This is a genomic window from Nocardia sp. NBC_01329 (genome assembly GCF_035956715.1).
GTDB lineage: Bacteria > Actinomycetota > Actinomycetes > Mycobacteriales > Mycobacteriaceae > Nocardia.
This window is the reverse complement of sequence record NZ_CP108381.1, coordinates 1,750,596-1,770,734: the sequence shown is the minus strand read 5'-3', so window position 1 is coordinate 1,770,734 and position 20,139 is coordinate 1,750,596. Positions and strand designations below refer to the sequence as shown.

Sequence of the window (20,139 nt, the reverse complement as noted above, 5' to 3'; positions counted from 1 at the left end):
CCAGCGGGCACAACGCGCCCAATTCTGACCGAGCACGCCGTCGGCGAACGAACCCGTTACCGACCACGATCAGCGGCGGATGCCTGTGGATTTCTCTCAGGTTCGATCGGGGCCGTGGCGGCCCGCCGTGCGCCGAACACACGGCGGCTGAGGTTGTTTCAGCCGCCATGTGTTTCGTTCAGCGGACCTGCCGTGCCCGGTCGAGGAGAATGAGGGGGATAGCGGTCGCGGCGAGGGCGGCTCCGATCAAGCACACCGATGTGAGAGCGGCCCCTTGTGTGAGTGAACCGGCTGCTAGAACGGGGGTGATGCTGATGCCCAGCTGGAATGCTGACACAGTGGTGGCGCCGGCGAGGGTCGGGGCATCGGCTGCGATCGCGAAGACGCGGCCGTAGACGGCGGGGTTCAGCACGAACGCGGCGATGCCGATCAGGAATACCGTAGGTACCACCGCCCAGACCTGCCCGATCGCGACAACCATGACGACCGACAGGACCACGATGGCCGCGGCGCCGGTGAGCAGTGCGAGGTGGGGGCGCTGATCGGAGACGCGGCCGCCGATGGACAGACCGACGAAGGCGCCGACTCCGAAGAGCGCGAGGATCGCCGGGATCCACACCTCGGGGACGGTGGTGATGTCGGCGAGCATGGCTGCCAGGTAGTTGAACGTGATCATGTATGCCGCCGTGGTCAGGATCGTGATCGCGTAGATGCCCCAGAGCATCGGGTTCCGCATCGTGGCGAGCTCCCGCGACACGCTCGGCCCGGTAGTCGGGTTGGTGTCCGAATCGGATGTGGGGAGTCCGAGGCGACAGCCGATGATCCCGGCAACCGTGAGGACCACCACGGCCCAGAAGCCGCCGCGCCAGTCGGTGAAGTGGCTGAGCAATGTGCCTGCGGGACCGCCGGCGACCATTGCCAAGCTGAGGCCGCTGACCACGACTCCGGCGGCGCGGGCGTTGCGGTCCGGCGTCACCAGGCTGATCGCGGTCACCGACGCGACAGCGAAGAAGCCCGCGTAGGCGATACCTGCGACCACCCTGGTGAGCAGCAAGACCTGGTAGTTGCCGAACAGTCCGACGACAATGCTGGCTGCGAAGACACCCTGGGTTATCAACAGCGCGGTCCGGCGCGGCCAGCGCAGACCGAGAACAGCCAACGGCGGCCCGCCGAGCACGACACCCAGCGCGAACGCGGTGATCAGAAGCCCAGCTGAGGAGAGCGTGGTGTCCAGATCGGCGGCAACCGCGGGCAGTACGCCAGCCAGTAGGAACTCTGCACTTCCCATCGCGAACAGGCTGAAACCCAGCAGGTACACACCGGTAGGCAGCCGTTCGGAGCGACTGGCTCGAGACCTCTCTGTGTCGGTGCTGACCATCAGCTCGCACTCCTGACGTCGAGCAGGTCAGCCGAGACGGCAGCAGAAAGCTCCCGGTCGAGCAGCCAGCCGGTCATGCTGATGGCGGCAGTCGAGCCCGCGCTCGCGGCGGCGATGACTTGAGCCCGGGGGTTGACCACGTTCCCGGCCGCCCAGACCCCGGGGCAACTCGTGGCGCCTTGGGAGTCGACGGCAACGAATCCGCTCACCGGGTCCTCGGCCGCGCCCAGCATGGTCAGGATCGTGTCGTGGGGCACTGGGCGAGGTGCCACGAAGATGGCCGCACACCTGACTGTCTCACCGTTGTCGAGCTCGATCGCGACCAGGTTCCCGGCCGCGGTATCGGCGCTCGTCACCACCTGCGTGACACCCGCGTCGATCAGGCGTACGCCGTACGCCGTGAGGCGCTGCCGCTCGACGGCGCTGACCTCGATGCCGTCGACACAGAACGCTACCGACGAGCTGTAGCGGCGCATCAGCGCGGCAAGATGTTTCGATGCTGCTTCCATCGCGCTACCGATCACGGTGACGGTCCGCCCCCGCACTTCATAGCCATGGCAGTGGGGGCAGTGATGTACCTCCGACGCCCACCGCTCGGACAGGCCCGCGATGTCCGGTAGCTCGTCGGTCAGCCCGGTTGCGACCAGCACCGACCGAGCGCGCAGGGCTCGGTCGTCATCGAGTTGCAGCTCGAACGTGCCGTCCGATGCGTGCCGCGCGTCGGTCACCGACGCCCGCATGAGCCTCCCACCGTAACGGGTCAGCTCGGCTTGCCCGGTCGCGACGAACTCTCTCGGCGCCATCCCGTCCCGGGTCAGATACCCGTGCATGTGGTCGGCGGGCCCGTTTCGGGGTGCACCACCATCAACGACCAACGTCGCGAACCGCGACCTCGCGAGCACGACCCCGGCCGACAATCCGGCGGCCCCACCACCGACGACGATCGCGTCCCAAAGCACATCTGTCACCGATCCATCGGTTGGATCTGTTGTTGCGTCCATGCGGATCACCTCCACCGACAGAATCGGGGAGTTCAATCGATATCGACAAGCATCGTTGCCGATTCCGGGACATATTCGGTTGACTGACACCATGGACGAGCAACCAACCCTCGGTGCCGTGATCGAGCAGATCGCTCCTCGCCTGCGACACGCCCGCGAGAAGAAGGGCGTCAGTCTGGCCGACCTCGCGCGAGCTACCGGCATCTCGACCAGCACGCTGTCGCGTCTGGAATCAGCTCAACGCAAGCCGAGCCTGGAACTTCTCCTGCCGATCACCGCTGCACTCGGCATCCCCCTCGACGAGATCGTCTCCGCACCCCGGATACTCGATCCGCGCGTGCCGCAGCAGCCCACCAGGACAGGCGGCCGAGTCCTGATTCCGTTGTCGCGACATCAGGGAGAACCACGCGCCTACAAGATGACCATCCCCGCGCACGACGAACAGCCCCACCTGCGGACCCACACAGGTTACGAATGGCTCTACGTGCTCCGCGGACAACTCCGCGTGAAACTGGGCGATCACGACTTCACCATGGGAACCGGTGAAGCAGCCGAATTCGACTGTCAGATTCCGCACTGGTTCGGCGCCGCCGGACGCGGCAGCGTCGAACTACTCAGCCTCTTCGGAAAACAGGGCGAACGCATCCACCTCCGCACCCCACGACGCTGACGCAGGATCACGTGTGAGGGATGAGCCACCACCTCGCCATCTCCTCGGGTTCTGGCTATCGGTGCCGTACTGCGGGACGGGCGCGGATCAACAGGACGGCCGCAAAATGACCAGAGTGAGCACAAGCCCGGCGGTGATGCCCAGCGCCGCGGTGACTGCCAGCACCAGAGAGTGCGAGATGGCGGTGACGCCGACGACGAGCAGCAGGCAGGTGATCACGGCCAGCACCGCGGTGCCCACATCCAGCCCGGCGACGCGGCGCCGGATCACGGTGCGCCGGTACTCGATGGGTTTTCGGGTTGCCGGGCCGTTATCGGCCTGAGTTCGTGCCACACCCGAGTTGGCCTGCGGATTCGTCGCCGGGTTCGCAATATATCGAGCCATAGTCGACCCTTCCGTGTCGTTTCGCGCCCTTGGAGCGCTTGCTCATAACGACTCGGTGAAGCGCGAATCGGCACGCAGCAAATGGTGAGACAACGGTCACATACCCTGGATCGTAAATCATGTCCGGTCGACGCGGTGAGCTTTTTCGTGACCTCGAATCCTTCCTCGCGCATCCCGCGCACGCGGTAGCCTGAACAAGGCCGGAGAAATACCGAATCGAGTATCTACCTGCGCCGATATGCCGTTTCGTCGATATCCGGCGCGTATCCACGCTGGGACCGGTTACGGTTGCGAGTTCTCATTCCCTTGTCGGCCGGTCGACGAGGGAATGTGATGCGCCGGCTCTTCACCACGTAGTCCAACACGCACAACCACGGTGCTATATCGGATTCAGCAACCACTCGGAAGAACTTCGTTCGATAATGGCGTGACGATTTCCCTGCTGCGGTGTCCTAGAAGGTGAGCGGTAGAGGAGGCGAGCGTGACCGCGATCGAATCGATGCCGACACGGGCCCTGGATATCGATACTCTGGTCGCCCGTGCACGTGATGGCGACATCCGGGCCTATGAACAGCTGGTGCTGCACTGCCAGATGCAGATGTTCGGTCTGGCCACGAAAATGCTCGCCGACCGCGGGGAGGCCGAGGACGTTGTACAAGAAGTCTTCCTGACCGCGTGGCGCCGTCTGGGGCAACTCGACGACGACGCGGCGTTCGTCGGCTGGTTGTATCGGATGACGATCAACCGCTGCCTGAACGTGCTGCGGGCCCGGCGGCCGCGGGTGGATGTGGACTTCGATACGGCCGAATCGGCCCGTACCGATATCCGGCCGGAGGTCGCGGTGCAGGTTCACTCGCAACTCGAAGCACTGAACACGGCGCTGCTGGGGCTGACCCCGGAACAGCGCGCGTGCTGGCTGCTGCGTGAGCTGCACGGCCTGACCTACGAGGAGATCGCTGCAATCGTCGGGGTCGGCGGCACTGCAGTGCGTGGCCGTATCGCGCGGGCGCGCGCCCAATTGGCGGAGGTGATGAAGCCATGGCGGTGAACGAGACCACCGATCAGGGCTACACGCTGCCGTGTGGCCGCGAACTGGAACAGGTGTGGGAACGTCTCGACGAGGTCGAGGCAGGGCACGCCGACCCTCACGAAGCCGACTGTCCGCATTGCCGGGCAGCCCGGGAAAGCTTGCTGGCTCTGCGTGCCGCCACCAGGCAGATGATCGACGAACCCGAACCGCCACCGCCGGACCTGGTGGGACGCATCATGTCCGCAGTGCGCGCGGAAACCCGGCGCGGCCGCACCCTGGACCTGGCGACGCCGCACCCGGGTGCGGTGGAGGTCAGCGAGCAGGCGGTGGCCGCGATCCTGCGGTATGCGGCCGACTCGGTGCCCGGCGTGCGGGCGCGCCGCTGCCGGGTGCGCGCAACCGACCCCGGCATGGCCGGTGAGCGGGGCGTCGACGTAGAGATGACAGTGGTGATCGGCCGCAGTGCCGGCTCGATCGGCGAATTACTACAGCAAGTGCGGGCCCGGCTGACCGTAGCGCTGCCCGAACGGATCGGAGTGAGCCTGCATCGCCTGGATGTGCACGTGGGCGATCTGTACCAGGACCGACCCGATACCGAGCCGGGAGCACCGAGATGACCACCGACCGGGTATCGCTGGTCGTGGCGGCCCCGGTGATCGCCGCGGTCTGCGCGCACACCGCGGCCGCCACACCCGGCGTGGTGCGGCTGGAACCGGGCCTGCGCGGCCTCGCGAGCGCGGCGTGGCGGGCGGGCCGGCAACGCTGGAGCGACACCGACCCGGCGCCGGGACACGGGGTGCGGGTACGGCGCAGCGATACACGGCTGCGGGTATGGGTCGATATCACGATCTCGGCGACAGCGCGGGCCACCGACGTCGGTTGCGCTGTGCAGCGTGCGATCGTGCGTTCGGTTCTCGAGAACACCGGCGACCATGTCGACGAAGTCAGCGTCTGTGTCCTCGACATCGCACCGGAGCCGCCGTGAGCGACCGCGACGAACTCATCGACGCGATCGTTTCGGCGATCGACGCCGACCCCGGCGCGCGGCCCGCCGCCCCGCTGATCGGTGCGCTTACACCGTGGCGGCCCCGCAACATCCACAGCTACGCGGTCGACCTGGGGCCGGTCATCGAAGTTCGGGTGGTGGCGACACTGTTACCACTACCTCCGATGTACACCCGCCTCACCAGCGCGGTGCGGGCACTGCTGACCGGCACGCCGTGGGAGCACACCGAACTCCGGCTGGTCGTCACCGAACTCGACGCCGCCGCGTTCACGGCATCCCCCACCGGCCGGGCGGAGTCGAGTCCCGCCGACCCGAGCGTGTCCACGCCCGAGGGCGAGGACACGGAACCGAAATATTCCAACGGAACACCGAAATATTCCAACGGAACAAGGAGGAGCCATGACCTCAGCGACCAATGACAAACCGGCTACCGGCAACAAAACCGAAACGCGCAACGCCCTGGTCACCGACCAGGGGACCACCACCATCGCCGATATCGTGGTCCAGAAGGTCGCCGGGCTCGCCGCCCGTGAGATCCAAGGCGTCCACGACCTCGGCGGCGGCACCGCCCGCGCGCTCGGCGCACTGCGCGAACGCATCCCCGGCGCCTCGGCCAGCACCGGACAAGGGGTGGCCGTCGAGGTCGGCGAAACCCAGGCCGCAGTAGATCTGCAGATCGTCGTCGACTACGGGGTCGCGATCGCCGATGTGGCGCGCGCGGTCCGGCGCAATGTGACCACGGCGATCGAACAGATGACCGCACTGGAAGTGGTCGAGGTCAATATTCATGTCAACGATGTCTTCATCCCCGGCGACGACGACGCCGAGGAGACCCCCAACACCCGGGTGCAGTGACCGTGCCCCGCCCGGCCCTGGAGAGGAGCCGATGATGAACGCCACGCCGATATGCCTGGCGATCGGTCTCGCACTCGGATTCGCCGCCGCGTTCGGCGGATTCGGCGCGTTCGCGATCGTGTTGATCTTCAGCGCCATCGGGCTGCTCGTCGGCCGATGGCTCGACGGAGAACTGGATCTCACCAGCCTGCCCCGCTCGGCGCAAGCGCGCAGGAACCGCCGATGACCGCCGCGGCCGCCGACCTGCCCGGAACCACCACCATCAGCGAACGGACGGTATGGCGCACCGCCGCGCACGCCGCCCGAGAGGTTCCCGGTGTCGGCGACCACGTCCAGGTCGATGCCGATATATCCGGGGACCGCACCACTCTCGAGGTCCGGATACCGGTGCACTATCCGCAACCGGTGCGGCAGGTCACCGACGCCTGTCGCGAACACCTGGTCCGCCGGACCGAAGAACTCACCGGTCTCGGGGTCTCGGCCGTGGACATCACCGTCACCGAGTTCCTGCGCGAACACTCGCCGACCGGGCGGGTCCGGTGATCCGCCGATCACGCCGGACATTGCCGGCCACGCTCCTCGCACTAACCGTGCTGGCGGCGTGTGCCGCGGTGACTGTTTCACTGATCCAACGGGTTACCGGTACTCATGAGTACGTGTCGTACGACAGCGTGGCCCAGCGGCTCCACGACACGGCATGGGACGACCCGGTGGTTCTGGTCGTCGGAATCGTCGCCTCGGTAACCGGCATCCTGCTGCTGCTCGCGGCGGCACTCCCCGGCCGCGCCCGTGTGCTGCCGCTGTCCGGTGGCGACGGAATAGATGCCGGAATCCGGCGTCGCGACCTGCACGCCGTGCTGGCAACAGCGGCCACCGACGTGGACGGCGTCACCCGGGCGCGCACCGGCACCGGCCGCGACACGGTCAAGATCACCGCACGCACCGACCGCTACGACCACGACGGCATGGCCGATGCGATCTGCACGACAGTGAGCAGCCGGGCAGCGGCACTCGGCTATCCGGTGCGGCGCGTGAAAACCGACCTGCACACCCCGAAATCGACGCCCCGCGAACACGCACGCTCCGATCGCCGGAGCCGGACATCACGCCGACCGAAAACCCTGGGCTCCGACGACACCACAGTCGGCCACGACACCACGCCGGTCACCGGCACGGCAGTGAACCTTCCGCAGTCAGGACGACGCTGATGACGCGAGCGAATCGACCCGCGACGCTGAACCGCAGTGTCCTCGCCTCGACAGGAGCTCTGCTCACCGCAGGCGGCGGGCTGGTGGTCGCCGTGCACAGCGGGTGGCTCGACCATCCCGGCACCGGCCCGGGTCTTGTCCCCGGCACAGCGGCTCCCCCGGCCTGGGTGGTCTGGACGGTGATCGTCGGTGCTGTCGTGCTCGGACTGCTGTGCCTGCGCTGGCTGATCGCCCAGTTCTCCCGGATGCCGAAACCGGTGTCATGGCATCTGGATCCCGAGCCGAGCACCGGCGACACCGTACTGTCGTCGAAGACGGTGGCAGCGGCGGTCGCCGCCGACATCCAGAGCTACACCGACGTCGAACATGCCGGTGCATGGCTCACCGGTCCGCATACCGCACCGCGATTGCATCTATCGGTCACCGCCGCCCCCGACGCCGACATCACCGACCTGCGCCGCCGCATCCGCGATGACGCCGTCGCCCAGTTGGGTCGGGCCCTGCAGACCGACCAGATCACCGTCGGTCTGGAACTTCGCGTGGCCACCGCCGATCGCCGCGCCCGGTTGCACTGAAACCCATTGACAGGTCACTTCGCATCGACGCGGCCCGAGCACCGCGATACACGTCGGCCGGGGTGGCCTGCCGGCCTGCCGGCCTGCCCGTCCGGTGACCGCGCGCCGACACATCGGGTGCGTTCGCGTTGCCATTCGACGATCAGTCGATGTCCTGCTGCTCGATACGCGTCGCCTCGCCGTCGAGCCAGTCGTCGAAGGACGTGGGCGCGATCTCCGGGGCCGCGGGAAGAAGGATGTTCCCCGCCATCGACACATCGAAAATCCCGTTCTCCCACGACGGCCGCAGCGCAATGTTCTGTCCGCGCGCGAGATGAGTGCGGCGCGCCATATCGACCAGATCCTGGGGATCGGGGCCGGCGATATCAGCGTGCCGCCCCTGCGCGGGACCGACCGCGACTCGGGCCAGCACGGCTGCGACATCACTCGGCGCGATAGGTTGAATCAAAAGCGGGGCGATGGGTGAGACGCCGTCCTTCTCGGTCCACGACGCGACCATCGCGGCAAAGTCGTGGAACTGGGTCGCTGGGACGATTGTGTAAGGAACCGCCCCCGCTTCGACTTCCGCTTCCTGCGCGCGCTTCCCCACATAGTGGGCGTTTCCCTTGACCTTGCCGAGGCCCGCGATCGTCAGCACGATGTGATGGCCGACGCCGGCGGTGCGCTCCGCTGCCAGCAGATTCCGTGTCGCGGTGGTGAAGAACCGCACCGTCTCCTCCTCCTCGACCGCGGTGCTGTTCGTGACGTCGACGACCGCTTCGACGCCGGTGAAGGCGTCGGCCAGCCCCTCACCGGACAGAACGTCGATGCCGTAACTGCGGCCGATAGGCACCACGTCATGGCCGGCTCGCTCCAGAGCGACACGAGTCAGGGTTCCGGTCCGGCCGTTGGCCCCGACGACAGCAATACGCATGTGATTCCTTTTCGCTAATTATGGACAATATGAATCCACAATAGCGGTATACATGACGGAAGGTCAACGATTGCCGATGACGTGGGTCGATATAGTCGGCATATGAAGCTGCCGGAGAGCACGGAGTGGGTGTTGCACTGCACAACGCTGCTTGCCCAACTGCCCGGCGAGGCTGTGAGTACCGCTCAGCTCGCTGAGCACTTCGCACTTCCACCCGCCTATCTCGCAAAGCAGCTGGCACGACTTGTCAGGGCGGGGGTCCTGGCGGGTGCGCCGGGAGCACGCGGCGGCTTTCGTCTCGGGCGGCCGGCCTCGAAGATCACCGTCCTCGATATCGTCGAAGCCATCGACGGCGGAGGCGACCCATACCAGTGCCGAGAGATCCGTCAGCAGGGGCGCGGCGCGAGCCCGCCGGAGGAGTGCCGTGAGCGATGCACACTGGCCTCGGTAATGGACTCGGCACGTGATGCCTGGCGGGACAGCCTGCGTTCCGTGACGGTCGAGCGACTCGTAGAGTCTCTGCCTCCAGAAATACCCGAACGCAACAGAGCTCTCCTCTGCGCCGACGAGAGCTCCCGGTGAAGCCGCGAGGTTCGCCCGGCCACGTGCCGTTCATGGAAGACGAGGCGTCGGTTCAGGATACGGGCTGACTAAAGTGGCCGAAATGAGTGATGGCCGCGACCTGCGAAATGTATTGACGAGTGCGGGATACAGCATCGAAGATTGGGCACCTGTCACCACAGGCGAGTCGGGCGCCGCAGTCTTTCGCAGCGAGGACGCCTCCCGGTACGCCAAATGCGTTCCGGCCGTGGACGCCGCCGTACTGAAGGCTGAGCACGATCGTGTCGAGTGGCTGGCCGGCCAGGGTGTGCCGGGCCCGCATATGCTCGATTGGTATTCCGCCGAGGCGGGGGCACTGCTGGTGACCAGTACCGTCCCCGGTGTACCGGCCGATCAGATATCGGTCGCGGATCTCCGCGCGGCCTGGGAACACATCGCGGACGCGGTGCGTGAGCTGCACGAGTTACCCGCGGAACGCTGCCCTTTCGACCGAAGCCTGAACGCGATGGTCACCATGGCGCGTGATGTCGTCGGTCGCGGCGCGGTGAATCCGGAGTTCCTTCCCGTCGAGCAGCAGCACACGCCACCCGCAGAAATACTGGCCGGCCTCGAACCCGGGATTGCGGAGATGATCGCCCACGAGTCTGTGGACACGGTCGTCTGCCACGGAGATCTGTGCCTGCCCAATATCGTCGTGGATCCGGAAACACTGAAGGTGTCCGGGTTCATCGACCTGGGCCGCCTCGGGTTGGCCGACCGCTACGCCGATCTGGCTCTGCTGCTCGCCAATGCGCGCGAAACCTGGGAGAACGAGGAGCAGGCGCTGATTGCCGACACAGCACTCGCGGAGAGGTACGGCCTCGTCCTGGACCGTGACCGACTGCGCTTTTACCTGCACCTCGACCCCCTCACCTGGGGATGAGGAGAGTCGGACCGGACTGCGAGAGTGTCGACTGCACCGGTCTCGACTCGGAGCCGCCGAGCCTGTTCGAGTATCAGGTCATCGGTCCCAGATCTGCAGGCATCGGGTCATGATCCGAAAGGGCAGGACCCGAGCCTGGGTCTGGTCGACCGTACCTGCCAGATGCAGGCCGAGTTCGGGGCAGGTGAAGAGCCACGTGCCGGTCGATCCCGAGTGGCCTACGAGCGACACCGGCCCGCGCCGCGGCAGGTTGAGCCTGCCGACGCCGAAGATCATGGTGCCCAGCCCGTAACGAAGGCCCGGGGCGTTGCGGAGTCGGTTGCGCCGAGCGGTCAACAGGTGCCGCGTATTCGCATCGCCGAAGAGGTCGCCGTTGACCAGTGCCCGCTCGAAGGCGAGGAGATCCCTCGTCGTGCTGAAGAGATCGTTGCTCGCCGCGATGACACCGTCGACCACCACGCGGCGCCGCCTTCGGTGCAGTGGCAGCGGCGCGGGCGGGCTCGGCTCGGCAGGCACGGCGGAGGGATGCCACGTGCGGGAGAGTCCGAGCGGCAGGATGATGCGCTCCGCGAGCAGATCAGAGAATCTGCGCGAGGTGACGGTCTCGAGTATGCGGATCAGCAGGAGGAAGCCCGTGTCGGAATAGCGCGCGCGTTGCGTCCCGGCGGTGAGGTTCTGCGGCTCGAAATGAGGGCGCTGGAGCTCGCGGGTGATGGCGATTGCGTCCTCGAAGGTCCAGGACATGTCGTGCCCGGCACGCAACTGCCGGTACAGGCTCGGACCGCCCCGGCGCTTCTCGAAGTAGTCGGGCAATCCAGAAGTGTGACCGGCCAAGTGCCGCACCGTGATGGCCGGTGTGCGGTCCACCCCATCACGGACGTGCAGTCCGGCGGTCACCGAGGTGGGCAGGTAGGTGGTGATCGGCGCGTCCAAGTCGACCTCGTTGCGCTCGTGCGCCTGCAGGATGAGGGTGACGATGAAGCGCTTGGTGATCGAGGCGATAAAGAAGGGCGTGTCCGGGCGAATCTCTGTCTCGCCGGCTCCGTCCGGCCCGGCGCTGCCCGCCCAGCGAGACAGCCCGCCGGTATCGGTCATGGCGAGGCTGACGTGATGTAGACCCGGCGCGGAGCTCAGCCTTCGCACGAAACGGGTCAGGCCGGCATCGACCTCGTCGGTGACGTGATTGGTGGTAGCCGTGAAAATCCGTGGCACTGAACGCATCTACCTTCCTCTCTATTAGACATGTCTAATAGAGATGTCTAATAGAGTCAACCGGGTACGATCGACATTCGTGGCACACGTAATCCTGGGCATGCTGCTCATCGCCCCGCAAAGCCTCTACGACCTCATCAAGAACTTCGAGGCCGGCGTGTCCCTCGTCTACAGCGCCAGCTCGGGCAGCATCAAGCGCGCCCTCGACGCCCTGCTCGACAAGGGGCTGATCGAGGTCGAGAGTATCGAGCCCGGCGGCCGAGGCAGAAAGGTCTATCGCGCCACCGAGGCCGGACGGCTGGCGTTCCACGAGTGGATGACGGCCGAACTCAGCGGGCCGAACCTGGAGACGACAGCGCTGCCTCGACTGTTCTTCCTGGGGCTGCTCGATCCGGACGATCGCGCACCTGTACTGCGACGTATCCAGGACCGGGCCGTGGCCGATCTCGCCGAGGTCACAACGCTGGAGAAACATCTCGACACGATGGACGTACCCCCGGAGTCTCGTGAGGTAGTTGCCTACCAGCGTGCGACATTGGACTATGGCATCGCTTCGGGACGGCATGCGCTCAGTTGGTTCGCCGCCCTCGCCGACCGCGACCCTCTTCGATAGCGCAACGTTCCCGGTTTCAGGGGGTGACGTACGGCGCGGACATCGCCAGCGAATGAATTCCGATCGACGTGGAACCGGCGTCCCACACCGTAGCCGACCGGTCCCGGAGACGCTCCGCCGACATACGGTCAATAAATTTGCTATTTTCAGAATATGGAGAATTTGAATCAGACTTTGGAGCGCGACGGCGGTGTTGTGCGCTTTCGCGATCTCGCGGGCGAGCGCCGGGCGGTGGTATTCACTCACGGCGCCGGCATGGACCACACCGTGTTCGAGACGCAAGCGAAGGCCCTGCACGAGTCCGGCCATCGGGTCGTCGTCTGGGACCAGCGCGGCCACGGTGAGTCGGCTCTCGCACCGGGGCACCGGTTCACCGCGGCGGGCTCCCTGGGCGACCTCGTCGCATTGATCGAGCAGCTCGACCTCGAACGTCCGATCCTCATCGGACATTCCCTCGGCGGGAACCTCTCGCAGGAGCTGGTCCGCACCGCCCCCGAGCGCGTGCATGCCCTGATCGTCATCGGCTCCACCTGGAACGCGGGCCCGCTCACCAGCTCGGAGCGGATATTGTTGAAACTCGCCGCTCCGTCGTTGGCACTCGTTCCCGCCGCCCGACTGCCGCGACTGATGGCCCGCGCTTCCGCCGTGACGCCCGAGGCGATCGCCGCGTGCGAAACGGTGTTCACCCGGATGCCGAAACGTACCTTCCTCGATGTCTGGCGCGCCACCGTATCGCTGGTCGATCCGACCCCGGATTACCGCACGCCCGTACCGCTCGGTTTGATCCGCGGTGATCGCGACCGCACGGGTAACATCGCCACCGCCATGGCACGATGGGCGCAGGCCGAAGGAGTGGCCGAGCATATCGTTGCCGAGGCCGGCCACGTCGTCACTCTCGACGCACCGGAGGCGGCGACCAGCGAAATCCGAGCCATGATCAATGCCTGGGAGAGCGCCGCGGAGGAACAACGCGGATGACCGACGAGAACGAACAAGCCGCATTCGTCACCGCGATGGGCGACATCCTGTCCACCTGGAATCTGCCCCGCGTAACAGGCCGCGTATACGGCCGGCTGCTGATCAGCGCCGATCCGGTATCGCTGGACGACCTCGGTGCCGCATTGAACTCGAGCAAGGGCGCGGTGAGTACGGCCGTACGCGAACTGGTCTCCTGGGGTCTCGCGCGCACCATTCCACAACCGGGCAGCCGCCGGCTGCTCGTCGAGGCGACCGGCGGGTTCGAGCAGCTGCTCGCGGCCAGTCACGAACGGACCCGCTCGTTCATCAGCGTCCTGCGGACGGGAATGAACAGCGCGCACGACGCCTCCACACAAGACCGGATCGGGGAGATCGCCGAGTTCTTCGAGGCATACGTGGATGCCGGCGACAAGATGCTCCGTGGCCGACGGGCGTAGGTGATCCGCCGCTCGATCCGCCCGTATCGGCTCTGCCCACCGTTCCCACCGCGATCACGGCGGTGCTGGGACTCGGCCGAGAGTGTCGGTGGGGAGTCGGTCCCGCGGGGTTCTCCGCGCGAGTATCGACTATGCCGTCGAGATTGCGCGGTGGAGCCTTTTCGATACCTTCGGGCCGTCCGAGGAAGAGGGCGGCATCGCCTCGGTGGCGACGCCCGCCCTGTCGGCAACCGGGCCGATCGCCGCCGGAGTGGGGATGCGGTATTGCATCGCACGATACGGGTTGCCCGAGACAGCCCACGTCGAGACGATCATCGAGAACGCACCCGGCGTACCGTCGGGATTCTCGAACCGCGAGGACGGGTGGACATAACATCCGTACAGTCGGTCGACCACATCGTAGGTACCGGGCTCCTGCGAGGACCCCCGCACCGGGTACGACGTCGGCGCGGTATGCCAATTGATGTTCTCGATCGGGCCATAGCCCACCTTGACGAATGCGCTGTAGGCACCGGCATCGAAACCTGAGAACACCCAATAATTTTGGATCCGACGCAGCGAGATCTCACCGAGGCGGGTGCCCGGCGGCAAGATATCGTCGGCGCGTCCTGTACCCCATCCCCATGAGCCGTTCCACTGCCAGCCGTGCCACGAGAACGGATCGGTGAGGGCGTTCTCGGGGGCACGCCACAGCACCGCGTTCTTGTTACGGTCGAGGCCGCCGGTAGAGATGATGTAAACCCACCCGTCATCGCCCCGAGCCCACGTGACCATCGTGCGCTTGCCGCCGTTGAAATCGGTCTTCCACTTCGGGCTACCGTCGGATAGGTAGTGGCCACCGGGCTGAGCGAACCACGATTCGCCCATATCATCGGAACACGCTATTTCACAACGAATCTCGTTGCCGAGACCGCGGGTGACCATTACCCACAGGTAGATACGGCCACCGATGAACAGTGCGTCGCAGGGCAGGACAGTCGAGAACTGCGGGTTGTTGTGCTGGTACGGCCACAGCTGGGCACCGCCCCGAGCCGCATGGGTGAAGTTGATCGGCCGGCCGACCGGAGTGTCATCGGCCCACGTGATGACAGGTGACCGCCAGTCGGGGCCGCTGTTGACGGCGGGTACGTTGCCGTCGAACGTGTCACCCCACACATAGCCGATCTTGCCGTCGGGCCGCTTGAAGGGGATCGCGAGATCTGCACCACCGATGCGGCCGATGGCCGACGGGTTGAGGTCTTTGATCTTCGGCATCGGTTACGCCTTCTTCCGTCGAGTTCGAGCGTGATCGCTGTTCACATCGCCGATGCGCCCGCGCCGAAAAAGCGCGTCGAGGTTGCCCTGCTGATAGTTGCAGGACCTCCCTCATCTCGATCGACCGTCCGCCTATATGTGGTTCCCGAGCGCCGATTCGTCACAGGTTTGTGTCGCGTCACACATTCTGCGCCCCAACCGATTCCGGCCGCCGTGCCCTGGTCGCCTCCGCCGTGGGTCTGTACGCCGGCCGTCGGCGGCTCTCTGCGCGAGTGTCCGCATGGCTGGGTATCGTCGGCGTATCGAGCGGATGATTTCGAGTACCATCACCGGAACTGCCTGAGGCGTCACGGGACATCCGAAACTCGAGAGAAGTGGAGAGTGAACTGTCGATGACGGACCGAGATCTACAGTTCGTCATTCCGACCGGGGTCCTCAGCACTTTCGAGACCGGCGATGAAGCGACTCGCGAATGGCTGAGTATGTTGCCGACGGTCGCTCGCGATCTCCTTCGAAGGTGGGAGCTCCAACCCGAAGGTGCGATCCGGTCGGGGGATGCGGGGGTTGTCGTGCCGGTGCGCCGCGCCGATGGGACGCGTGCAGCGCTGAAGTTGCAGTTGCCGCGCGCCGAGACCACGGCCGCGATCCTCGGTCTCGTCCAATGGAACGGCCGTGGGACGGTTCGGCTCCTGGACAGCGACCCCGACCGGGGTGGAATGCTGCTCGAACGTCTCAACGGCGATCGCACCCTCGAAGCCGTCGAGGATGACGATGACGCGATCCGTGTGGTCGGCGGGCTCCTGACGCGCTTGCACAGCGTGCCCGCTCCCGGCGGGCTTCCCCATCTCTCGAAGGCCCTCTCTGCGATGGTCGACGACATCCCCGCGGCTATGCGGGTCCTCGAGAGTGACGACCGGGCTCGACTCGATCGATGGGCGCATATAGTCGCCGAGCTCGGAGCCGATCCCGGAAATAGCCTGCTGCACTGGGATCTGCACTATGGCAATGTCCTCGCCGCCGACCGTGAACCGTGGCTGGCGATCGACCCGGAGCCACTCGTCGGCGATCCCGGGTTCGACCTCTGGCCCGCTCTGGACAGCGGGTGGAGCACCGACGAGACCGTCACCGACGCGCCACGCATCGTGCGACGACGCTTCGACATCCTCACCGAGATGCTCGGCCTCGACCGTGGCCGAGCGGCCGGATGGACGCTCGCTCGACTGCTACAGAACGTGCTGTGGGATATCGAGGACGGGCATCCCGCCATCAGCACACCCGCGAAGACGGTGGACAATGCCCTCGCGATCCGTTCGAACCTCAGCTCGTGATCAGGTACCGGCCAGCGGTGTGTTCCATGCGTCGTACTCGTACACCCAGTCACCATTGCCCACCGTTTTCAACCATTCGTTGGACCGAGAGCCGCGCTGGATACGTGCGGTCCGGTCCATTCGGGTGTTCGCGTACCCGACCAGGGCATCGGCGGCGCCGGTGTACTGGTCCGACCCCAGGCAGCGCGCCAGCACCACCGCGTCTTCGATCGCCTGGCCCGCCCCCTGCGCCATGAACGGCATCATCGGATGACACGCGTCACCGAGCAGCGCGACCGTACCCTCGGTCCACGCGGGCAGCGGATCACGTACGTACAGAGCGGATTTCAGTACCTCGTCGCAGGCGTCGAGCAGGGCGCGGGCCTCCGGGTGGAAGTCCCGGTACAGTTCGCGCAGTTCGTCTGCGCTACCCGGGGTCGTCCACGACTCCTCGGTCCACTCGTCCTGAGCGCAGGTGGCGAAGATGAAGATGTCCTTGCCCTGACTCAGCGGGAACGTCACGATCTGCGTCGCGGCGTCCGGCCCCCACCATTTGGTGAAGCAGTCCAGATTCGGGACCGAGGCGACCGCTGCCGCAGGAACCACCGCACGGAACGCCACGACACCGGTGAACGTGGGGTGCTCCCGGCCGAACAACGCGGTGCGGACGGCCGAATGTATGCCGTCCGCACCGATGGTCACATCGGCCCGATGCACACTGCCGTCGGCGAAATGGATCGTCCCGTCGCGGACATCGAGGACCTGTCGGCCCAGCGATACGTTTTCCCGCGGCAGCGCTGCCTCGAGGGCGGACATGAGATCTCCGCGATGCAGGGTGAGCTGCGGTGATCCGTAGCGCGCCGCCGCCGACGAGCCCATCTCCAGCCGCGAGGTCTCCGCGCCCGTATCCCAGGTCCGGCTGATCCTGAACTGCGGCCGAGCAGCCGAATCCCGCAGTGCCGCGCCCAGACCGAGTCCGTCGAGTGCCCGGACGGCGTTCGGGGTGAGGTTGATATCGGCGCCCACCCGGGCGAATCGACCGGTCCGCTCGAAGACGTGCGCCTCGATGCCGATCTTCCGAAGCGCGAGGGCCGCGGTGAGCCCACCGATACCCGCTCCACAGACCGCCACACTCGGTGCCTTGCTCATGATCTCTTCCTCAATCTTTCGAGAGTGTGAATCCGATCCGCGACAGCGGTGGGTCGGATGCTCCTATGTGATCCGATGACCCCGTGGGCCTCGATCTCCACCTTCAGGCCGGGCTCGACGAGCGCCGACACCTCGACGAGCGTCGAGCACGGGAAGTCGCCGGAGAACACCTCGGAGCGCGCCCTGCCGACCAGCGCCCGGTCGGCGATATCGGTCAGATAGACGCGCAATACGAGGATGTCGTCCAGTACGGCCCCGCAGGCCTCGGTGAGCGCCCGAACCCGCCGGAACGCCTCCCGGGCCTGGAGGTAGGTGTCGGCGCCGCCCACTGTCCCGCCCGGCGCGCCGGCATGCATACCGGACAGGAAGAACTGGTCGCCGTGCACTCTGGCGTTGCTGAACATGCCCGGCCGGGGCGCTTCCGGAACCGTCTCCGCCGCAACCCGGGTCATTCGCTGCGCCGCTCGTCGGAATCGCGGGTCAGCCGCTCGCGTACCGGCACGAAGTCATAGGTCGGGTAGAAGTCGGTGTGGAACACACCCCACGCCCGCCGTTCCAGTTCCACATTGACGGTGGCGAGCGACGCTGCCGGTAGCCGCAGCGTCACGATCTGTCCCACCCCCATCGCGACGACCCAGGAGACCACCTCGCAGCCCGCCGGGGGAAAGTGCTGCCACCAGCCGGCATCGTCGAGCTTGCCCTGAATCTGTTCCAGGTTCTGCGACTGGTCGTGTCGCAGGAACACGGTCAGCATCATGACATCGGTGGGATCCGCCCGGGCCGGGCTCATACCGGTGCGCCCGCCAGAATCGCCGCCTGCTTCTTCGCGTCCGCCCGGTAGATGCGGCGGATACGCGAGACACCGAGGTCGTGCTGATACAGGTGCTCCTCGTGATCGGCGTCGGCGGCCAGCGCCTCGAGCACCTCGCGGTCCTGTTCGAGCACCTCCCAGTGCCGGGCCTCGAGCCGGGTGCGGTACAGGAAGCGCCACACTTCACGCTCCCAGCCGGCTACCCGGCGGGTGCGCCAGTGGAAGATCGCGGAGTTGTCGGCGTCGATCGGCGTGGCCATGCCAACGATGCCGAATACGCCGCCGGGGCCGGCGTTCGGGGCGTAGGGGATCTCCAGGTCGACGTAGTCCATGGATCCGCGCACGTACTCGACCCAGTCGAAATTCACGCCGACCTGATCGGTCTTCTCGAAGAAGAAGCCGCGGTCGGTCTCCCGGATCCGGAAGCGAGCCGAGGTGTCACCGCCGAACATCGAATGCGAATCGCGGTGCAGGAACGCACCGTGCATCGGATCGAGGACATTGTCCATATAGAAGCGCCAGGGTCCGGCCCACTCGGCGAAGTTCGGGAACCAGGAGACTGCCTCGTCGGTGAGCCGGTCCGGCAGGACGAACGGGGTCGGCTCGGAATCCCGGGTCAGCGGGACGAACGCGAAGATGGTGTCGGCGGCCTCGACAACCTGCAAGGACACTGTCGCCTGTTTACCCTCGAGGGCGCAGCCGGGCATACCGGGCACGGATACGACGGTGCCGGAGCCGTCCACCTGGACGCCGTGGTACTTGCAGGCGAGCCGGTCGCCGAGGTGCTGGCCGACCGACAATGGAGCGCTGCGATGCGGGCAGCGGTCCTCGAGCATATGAACGGTCCCCCGCGGGTCCCGGAAGAGCACCCAGTCGACGGACAGCCGGGTGACCTTCTTGGACTCGCCCGGGCGCACCATGCGCGACGGCAGGATCGGATACCACCGGTCGCGCAGCCCGGTGGCGGCTATATCGGCGGCGGTCATATCCTTGCGGACGCCGACCGCGCGTTTCTTCGGACCGCCGGTCGCGGTCGGGGCGGATGTGGTGGCGGTGGTCATCTCAGTCTCCCAGTCGTCGCATCTCGGCGCGGAAATTGTGCTCGTTCCAGGCCTGCCCGTCGGGAGCGTGCAGCCCCAGTTCGTTCAGTCCCGCGATCAGTCCGGGCAGGTCGTGGGTGCCCCGGCCGAAAACCTCCATGATCGAACCGGACAGCTTGGTCTCGTAGGGGCTGATCGGTTCGGGGTGTGTCTGATCGGGCGCGAGGTAGTGCGCGGCTTTTTCAGGCATTGGTTTTCTCCTGTCGCTGCGATGCCATGGCATCGAGACCTTCGGCGATGATGGTGAACGCGGTGACCCATTCGTTGAACGAGGCGGCGCGTTCGCGGTGGGCCGGGACCGTGCCGCCGTCGATGACGACGAACACACCGTTATCGATTCCACCGGCGATGCTCTGCGCTTGCGCGATATCCACCCGCTCGTCGGGGACCGAGGCGATGACCAGGCTCGGGGCGGCCACCTGCGCCAGGAGTTCGTCGTACCCGGGAGCGGCCGGGTCGACCCGCGGGTCACCGAGCACGAGGCCGGTGACCAGCGCCGGACGCCGGGCGGCGAGGGCGAGGGCACCGAATGCCGTGGTGCCCGTGGCCAGGAGGTGCACGCGGCCGTGACCCAGGGCGGTCACGGCGGACGCGACCTCGTTCACCCAGGCGTCGACGCACTCCGGGTCGGCCGGATCCAGCGGGCGGCACCGGTGGGCGATCGCGCCGAGCGCCGCGACCTGATCGGCGAACCAGCGCGCCGGATCCGGTCCGGCGTGCAGGCACACCAGCGCGTGCGCCGGAGTGTCATCGTCCCATTCGTCGCCGGTCATCG

The 20,139-nt window shown here is 66.5% G+C and carries 28 protein-coding genes; 16 read left to right on the top strand and 12 right to left on the bottom strand.

The window, feature by feature from the left end:
* Positions 1 to 178 precede the first annotated feature (178 nt).
* The gene (locus OG405_RS08275) at positions 179 to 1,288 is read right to left on the bottom strand and encodes an MFS transporter (protein ID WP_327151026.1); all 1,110 of its coding nucleotides are present in this window, start codon (positions 1,286 to 1,288) and stop codon (positions 179 to 181) included.
* Between the two features lie 89 nt (positions 1,289 to 1,377).
* The gene (locus tag OG405_RS08270) at positions 1,378 to 2,346 is read right to left on the bottom strand and encodes an NAD(P)/FAD-dependent oxidoreductase (RefSeq protein WP_327151025.1); all 969 of its coding nucleotides are present in this window, start codon (positions 2,344 to 2,346) and stop codon (positions 1,378 to 1,380) included.
* 124 nt (positions 2,347 to 2,470) lie between these two features.
* Here OG405_RS08270 and OG405_RS08265 point away from each other — a divergent pair, with 124 nt between their 5' ends.
* Entirely contained in the window at positions 2,471 to 3,049 is a 579-nt protein-coding gene (locus tag OG405_RS08265; protein ID WP_327151024.1) for a helix-turn-helix domain-containing protein, read from the top strand.
* Positions 3,050 to 3,136: 87 nt separating this feature from the next.
* On the opposite strand, the gene OG405_RS08260 is transcribed toward OG405_RS08265, so the two are convergent.
* Positions 3,137 to 3,433, bottom strand: a complete 297-nt coding sequence (locus OG405_RS08260) for a hypothetical protein (protein ID WP_327151023.1) — start codon at positions 3,431 to 3,433, stop codon at positions 3,137 to 3,139.
* Positions 3,434 to 3,914: 481 nt separating this feature from the next.
* Between OG405_RS08260 and OG405_RS08255 the strand changes: the two genes are divergently transcribed.
* The 9 genes from OG405_RS08255 to OG405_RS08215 all read left to right on the top strand — a co-directional run bounded on the left by OG405_RS08255 (position 3,915) and on the right by OG405_RS08215 (position 8,107).
* Positions 3,915 to 4,481 carry an RNA polymerase sigma factor gene (locus OG405_RS08255; protein ID WP_327151022.1) on the top strand — a complete coding sequence of 189 codons (567 nt, stop codon included), beginning with the start codon at positions 3,915 to 3,917 and terminating at the stop codon, positions 4,479 to 4,481.
* Positions 4,472 to 5,080 carry an Asp23/Gls24 family envelope stress response protein gene (locus tag OG405_RS08250; protein ID WP_327151021.1) on the top strand — a complete coding sequence of 203 codons (609 nt, stop codon included), beginning with the start codon at positions 4,472 to 4,474 and terminating at the stop codon, positions 5,078 to 5,080. The genes OG405_RS08255 and OG405_RS08250 overlap by 10 nt, the downstream gene beginning before the upstream one ends.
* Complete coding sequence (locus tag OG405_RS08245; RefSeq protein ID WP_327151020.1) at positions 5,077 to 5,448, top strand: Asp23/Gls24 family envelope stress response protein; 372 nt, start codon at positions 5,077 to 5,079, stop codon at positions 5,446 to 5,448. The genes OG405_RS08250 and OG405_RS08245 overlap by 4 nt, the downstream gene beginning before the upstream one ends.
* A complete protein-coding gene (locus OG405_RS08240; protein ID WP_327151019.1) occupies positions 5,445 to 5,888 on the top strand; it encodes a hypothetical protein in 444 nt (147 codons plus the stop codon). The genes OG405_RS08245 and OG405_RS08240 overlap by 4 nt, the downstream gene beginning before the upstream one ends.
* The gene (locus OG405_RS08235) at positions 5,869 to 6,324 is read left to right on the top strand and encodes an Asp23/Gls24 family envelope stress response protein (protein ID WP_327151018.1); all 456 of its coding nucleotides are present in this window, start codon (positions 5,869 to 5,871) and stop codon (positions 6,322 to 6,324) included. Before OG405_RS08240 ends, OG405_RS08235 begins: the two co-directional genes overlap by 20 nt.
* A gap of 31 nt (positions 6,325 to 6,355) precedes the next feature.
* Positions 6,356 to 6,550: a hypothetical protein gene (locus tag OG405_RS08230; RefSeq protein ID WP_327151017.1), complete on the top strand. Its 195-nt coding sequence runs from the start codon at positions 6,356 to 6,358 to the stop codon at positions 6,548 to 6,550.
* Complete coding sequence (locus OG405_RS08225; protein ID WP_327151016.1) at positions 6,547 to 6,867, top strand: Asp23/Gls24 family envelope stress response protein; 321 nt, start codon at positions 6,547 to 6,549, stop codon at positions 6,865 to 6,867. Before OG405_RS08230 ends, OG405_RS08225 begins: the two co-directional genes overlap by 4 nt.
* Positions 6,868 to 6,980: 113 nt before the next feature.
* Positions 6,981 to 7,532 carry a DUF6286 domain-containing protein gene (locus tag OG405_RS08220; protein ID WP_327151015.1) on the top strand — a complete coding sequence of 184 codons (552 nt, stop codon included), beginning with the start codon at positions 6,981 to 6,983 and terminating at the stop codon, positions 7,530 to 7,532.
* Positions 7,532 to 8,107, top strand: coding sequence for an alkaline shock response membrane anchor protein AmaP (locus OG405_RS08215; RefSeq protein ID WP_327151014.1), 576 nt, complete (start codon positions 7,532 to 7,534; stop codon positions 8,105 to 8,107). Before OG405_RS08220 ends, OG405_RS08215 begins: the two co-directional genes overlap by 1 nt.
* A 142-nt stretch (positions 8,108 to 8,249) precedes the next feature.
* Here the strand turns inward: OG405_RS08215 and OG405_RS08210 are convergent, their stop codons facing one another.
* On the bottom strand, positions 8,250 to 9,020 hold the full coding sequence (locus OG405_RS08210) for an SDR family oxidoreductase (protein ID WP_327151013.1): 771 nt from the start codon (positions 9,018 to 9,020) through the stop codon (positions 8,250 to 8,252).
* Positions 9,021 to 9,122: 102 nt separating this feature from the next.
* Between OG405_RS08210 and OG405_RS08205 the strand changes: the two genes are divergently transcribed.
* Positions 9,123 to 9,602 carry an RrF2 family transcriptional regulator gene (locus OG405_RS08205; protein WP_327151012.1) on the top strand — a complete coding sequence of 160 codons (480 nt, stop codon included), beginning with the start codon at positions 9,123 to 9,125 and terminating at the stop codon, positions 9,600 to 9,602.
* A gap of 82 nt (positions 9,603 to 9,684) precedes the next feature.
* A complete protein-coding gene (locus OG405_RS08200; RefSeq protein ID WP_327151011.1) occupies positions 9,685 to 10,503 on the top strand; it encodes an APH(3'') family aminoglycoside O-phosphotransferase in 819 nt (272 codons plus the stop codon).
* 78 nt (positions 10,504 to 10,581) lie between these two features.
* Here the strand turns inward: OG405_RS08200 and OG405_RS08195 are convergent, their stop codons facing one another.
* Positions 10,582 to 11,598: a serine hydrolase domain-containing protein gene (locus OG405_RS08195; protein ID WP_327151010.1), complete on the bottom strand. Its 1,017-nt coding sequence runs from the start codon at positions 11,596 to 11,598 to the stop codon at positions 10,582 to 10,584.
* A gap of 196 nt (positions 11,599 to 11,794) precedes the next feature.
* Here OG405_RS08195 and OG405_RS08190 point away from each other — a divergent pair, with 196 nt between their 5' ends.
* The 3 genes from OG405_RS08190 to OG405_RS08180 all read left to right on the top strand — a co-directional run bounded on the left by OG405_RS08190 (position 11,795) and on the right by OG405_RS08180 (position 13,743).
* Positions 11,795 to 12,328, top strand: a complete 534-nt coding sequence (locus OG405_RS08190) for a PadR family transcriptional regulator (RefSeq protein ID WP_327151009.1) — start codon at positions 11,795 to 11,797, stop codon at positions 12,326 to 12,328.
* A 153-nt stretch (positions 12,329 to 12,481) separates the two neighbouring features.
* Positions 12,482 to 13,306 carry an alpha/beta fold hydrolase gene (locus OG405_RS08185; protein WP_327151008.1) on the top strand — a complete coding sequence of 275 codons (825 nt, stop codon included), beginning with the start codon at positions 12,482 to 12,484 and terminating at the stop codon, positions 13,304 to 13,306.
* On the top strand, positions 13,303 to 13,743 hold the full coding sequence (locus OG405_RS08180) for a GbsR/MarR family transcriptional regulator (RefSeq protein WP_327151007.1): 441 nt from the start codon (positions 13,303 to 13,305) through the stop codon (positions 13,741 to 13,743). The genes OG405_RS08185 and OG405_RS08180 overlap by 4 nt, the downstream gene beginning before the upstream one ends.
* Positions 13,744 to 13,872: 129 nt before the next feature.
* On the opposite strand, the gene OG405_RS08175 is transcribed toward OG405_RS08180, so the two are convergent.
* Positions 13,873 to 14,997: a DUF4185 domain-containing protein gene (locus OG405_RS08175; RefSeq protein WP_327151006.1), complete on the bottom strand. Its 1,125-nt coding sequence runs from the start codon at positions 14,995 to 14,997 to the stop codon at positions 13,873 to 13,875.
* A 392-nt stretch (positions 14,998 to 15,389) separates the two neighbouring features.
* Between OG405_RS08175 and OG405_RS08170 the strand changes: the two genes are divergently transcribed.
* A complete protein-coding gene (locus OG405_RS08170; protein WP_327151005.1) occupies positions 15,390 to 16,325 on the top strand; it encodes an aminoglycoside phosphotransferase family protein in 936 nt (311 codons plus the stop codon).
* On the opposite strand, the gene OG405_RS08165 is transcribed toward OG405_RS08170, so the two are convergent.
* The 6 genes from OG405_RS08165 to OG405_RS08140 are packed head-to-tail and all read right to left on the bottom strand — an operon-like array spanning position 16,326 to position 20,137.
* Entirely contained in the window at positions 16,326 to 17,453 is a 1,128-nt protein-coding gene (locus tag OG405_RS08165; protein ID WP_327151004.1) for an FAD-dependent monooxygenase, read from the bottom strand. It lies immediately after the preceding gene.
* The gene (locus tag OG405_RS08160; RefSeq protein WP_327151003.1) at positions 17,450 to 17,905 is read right to left on the bottom strand and encodes a RidA family protein; all 456 of its coding nucleotides are present in this window, start codon (positions 17,903 to 17,905) and stop codon (positions 17,450 to 17,452) included. Before OG405_RS08160 ends, OG405_RS08165 begins: the two co-directional genes overlap by 4 nt.
* Complete coding sequence (locus tag OG405_RS08155) at positions 17,902 to 18,243, bottom strand: hypothetical protein (protein WP_327151002.1); 342 nt, start codon at positions 18,241 to 18,243, stop codon at positions 17,902 to 17,904. Before OG405_RS08155 ends, OG405_RS08160 begins: the two co-directional genes overlap by 4 nt.
* Positions 18,240 to 19,325 (bottom strand): Rieske 2Fe-2S domain-containing protein, encoded by a 1,086-nt coding sequence (locus OG405_RS08150; protein ID WP_327151001.1) that lies wholly within the window; start codon positions 19,323 to 19,325, stop codon positions 18,240 to 18,242. The genes OG405_RS08155 and OG405_RS08150 overlap by 4 nt, the downstream gene beginning before the upstream one ends.
* Position 19,326: 1 nt before the next feature.
* The gene (locus OG405_RS08145; RefSeq protein ID WP_327151000.1) at positions 19,327 to 19,554 is read right to left on the bottom strand and encodes a recombinase-like helix-turn-helix domain-containing protein; all 228 of its coding nucleotides are present in this window, start codon (positions 19,552 to 19,554) and stop codon (positions 19,327 to 19,329) included.
* A complete protein-coding gene (locus OG405_RS08140) occupies positions 19,547 to 20,137 on the bottom strand; it encodes an alpha/beta fold hydrolase (protein ID WP_327150999.1) in 591 nt (196 codons plus the stop codon). The genes OG405_RS08145 and OG405_RS08140 overlap by 8 nt, the downstream gene beginning before the upstream one ends.
* Positions 20,138 to 20,139: the final 2 nt, after the last annotated feature.

Excerpts from the sequence above, each read along its gene's own strand:
- OG405_RS08275 (WP_327151026.1), bottom strand. The coding sequence starts at position 1,288 with ATGGGAAGTGCAGAGTTCCTACTGGCTGGCGTACTGCCCGCGGTTGCC.
- OG405_RS08265 (WP_327151024.1), top strand. The coding sequence starts at position 2,471 with ATGGACGAGCAACCAACCCTCGGTGCCGTGATCGAGCAGATCGCTCCT.
- OG405_RS08260 (WP_327151023.1), bottom strand. The coding sequence starts at position 3,433 with ATGGCTCGATATATTGCGAACCCGGCGACGAATCCGCAGGCCAACTCG.
- OG405_RS08250 (WP_327151021.1), top strand. The coding sequence starts at position 4,472 with ATGGCGGTGAACGAGACCACCGATCAGGGCTACACGCTGCCGTGTGGC.
- OG405_RS08245 (WP_327151020.1), top strand. The coding sequence starts at position 5,077 with ATGACCACCGACCGGGTATCGCTGGTCGTGGCGGCCCCGGTGATCGCC.
- OG405_RS08235 (WP_327151018.1), top strand. The coding sequence starts at position 5,869 with ATGACCTCAGCGACCAATGACAAACCGGCTACCGGCAACAAAACCGAA.
- OG405_RS08230 (WP_327151017.1), top strand. The coding sequence starts at position 6,356 with ATGATGAACGCCACGCCGATATGCCTGGCGATCGGTCTCGCACTCGGA.
- OG405_RS08225 (WP_327151016.1), top strand. The coding sequence starts at position 6,547 with ATGACCGCCGCGGCCGCCGACCTGCCCGGAACCACCACCATCAGCGAA.
- OG405_RS08215 (WP_327151014.1), top strand. The coding sequence starts at position 7,532 with ATGACGCGAGCGAATCGACCCGCGACGCTGAACCGCAGTGTCCTCGCC.
- OG405_RS08210 (WP_327151013.1), bottom strand. The coding sequence starts at position 9,020 with ATGCGTATTGCTGTCGTCGGGGCCAACGGCCGGACCGGAACCCTGACT.
- OG405_RS08205 (WP_327151012.1), top strand. The coding sequence starts at position 9,123 with ATGAAGCTGCCGGAGAGCACGGAGTGGGTGTTGCACTGCACAACGCTG.
- OG405_RS08200 (WP_327151011.1), top strand. The coding sequence starts at position 9,685 with ATGAGTGATGGCCGCGACCTGCGAAATGTATTGACGAGTGCGGGATAC.
- OG405_RS08195 (WP_327151010.1), bottom strand. The coding sequence starts at position 11,598 with ATGACCGATACCGGCGGGCTGTCTCGCTGGGCGGGCAGCGCCGGGCCG.
- OG405_RS08185 (WP_327151008.1), top strand. The coding sequence starts at position 12,482 with ATGGAGAATTTGAATCAGACTTTGGAGCGCGACGGCGGTGTTGTGCGC.
- OG405_RS08180 (WP_327151007.1), top strand. The coding sequence starts at position 13,303 with ATGACCGACGAGAACGAACAAGCCGCATTCGTCACCGCGATGGGCGAC.
- OG405_RS08175 (WP_327151006.1), bottom strand. The coding sequence starts at position 14,997 with ATGCCGAAGATCAAAGACCTCAACCCGTCGGCCATCGGCCGCATCGGT.
- OG405_RS08170 (WP_327151005.1), top strand. The coding sequence starts at position 15,390 with ATGACGGACCGAGATCTACAGTTCGTCATTCCGACCGGGGTCCTCAGC.
- OG405_RS08165 (WP_327151004.1), bottom strand. The coding sequence starts at position 17,453 with ATGAGCAAGGCACCGAGTGTGGCGGTCTGTGGAGCGGGTATCGGTGGG.
- OG405_RS08160 (WP_327151003.1), bottom strand. The coding sequence starts at position 17,905 with ATGACCCGGGTTGCGGCGGAGACGGTTCCGGAAGCGCCCCGGCCGGGC.
- OG405_RS08155 (WP_327151002.1), bottom strand. The coding sequence starts at position 18,243 with ATGAGCCCGGCCCGGGCGGATCCCACCGATGTCATGATGCTGACCGTG.
- OG405_RS08150 (WP_327151001.1), bottom strand. The coding sequence starts at position 19,325 with ATGACCACCGCCACCACATCCGCCCCGACCGCGACCGGCGGTCCGAAG.
- OG405_RS08145 (WP_327151000.1), bottom strand. The coding sequence starts at position 19,554 with ATGCCTGAAAAAGCCGCGCACTACCTCGCGCCCGATCAGACACACCCC.
- OG405_RS08140 (WP_327150999.1), bottom strand. The coding sequence starts at position 20,137 with ATGACCGGCGACGAATGGGACGATGACACTCCGGCGCACGCGCTGGTG.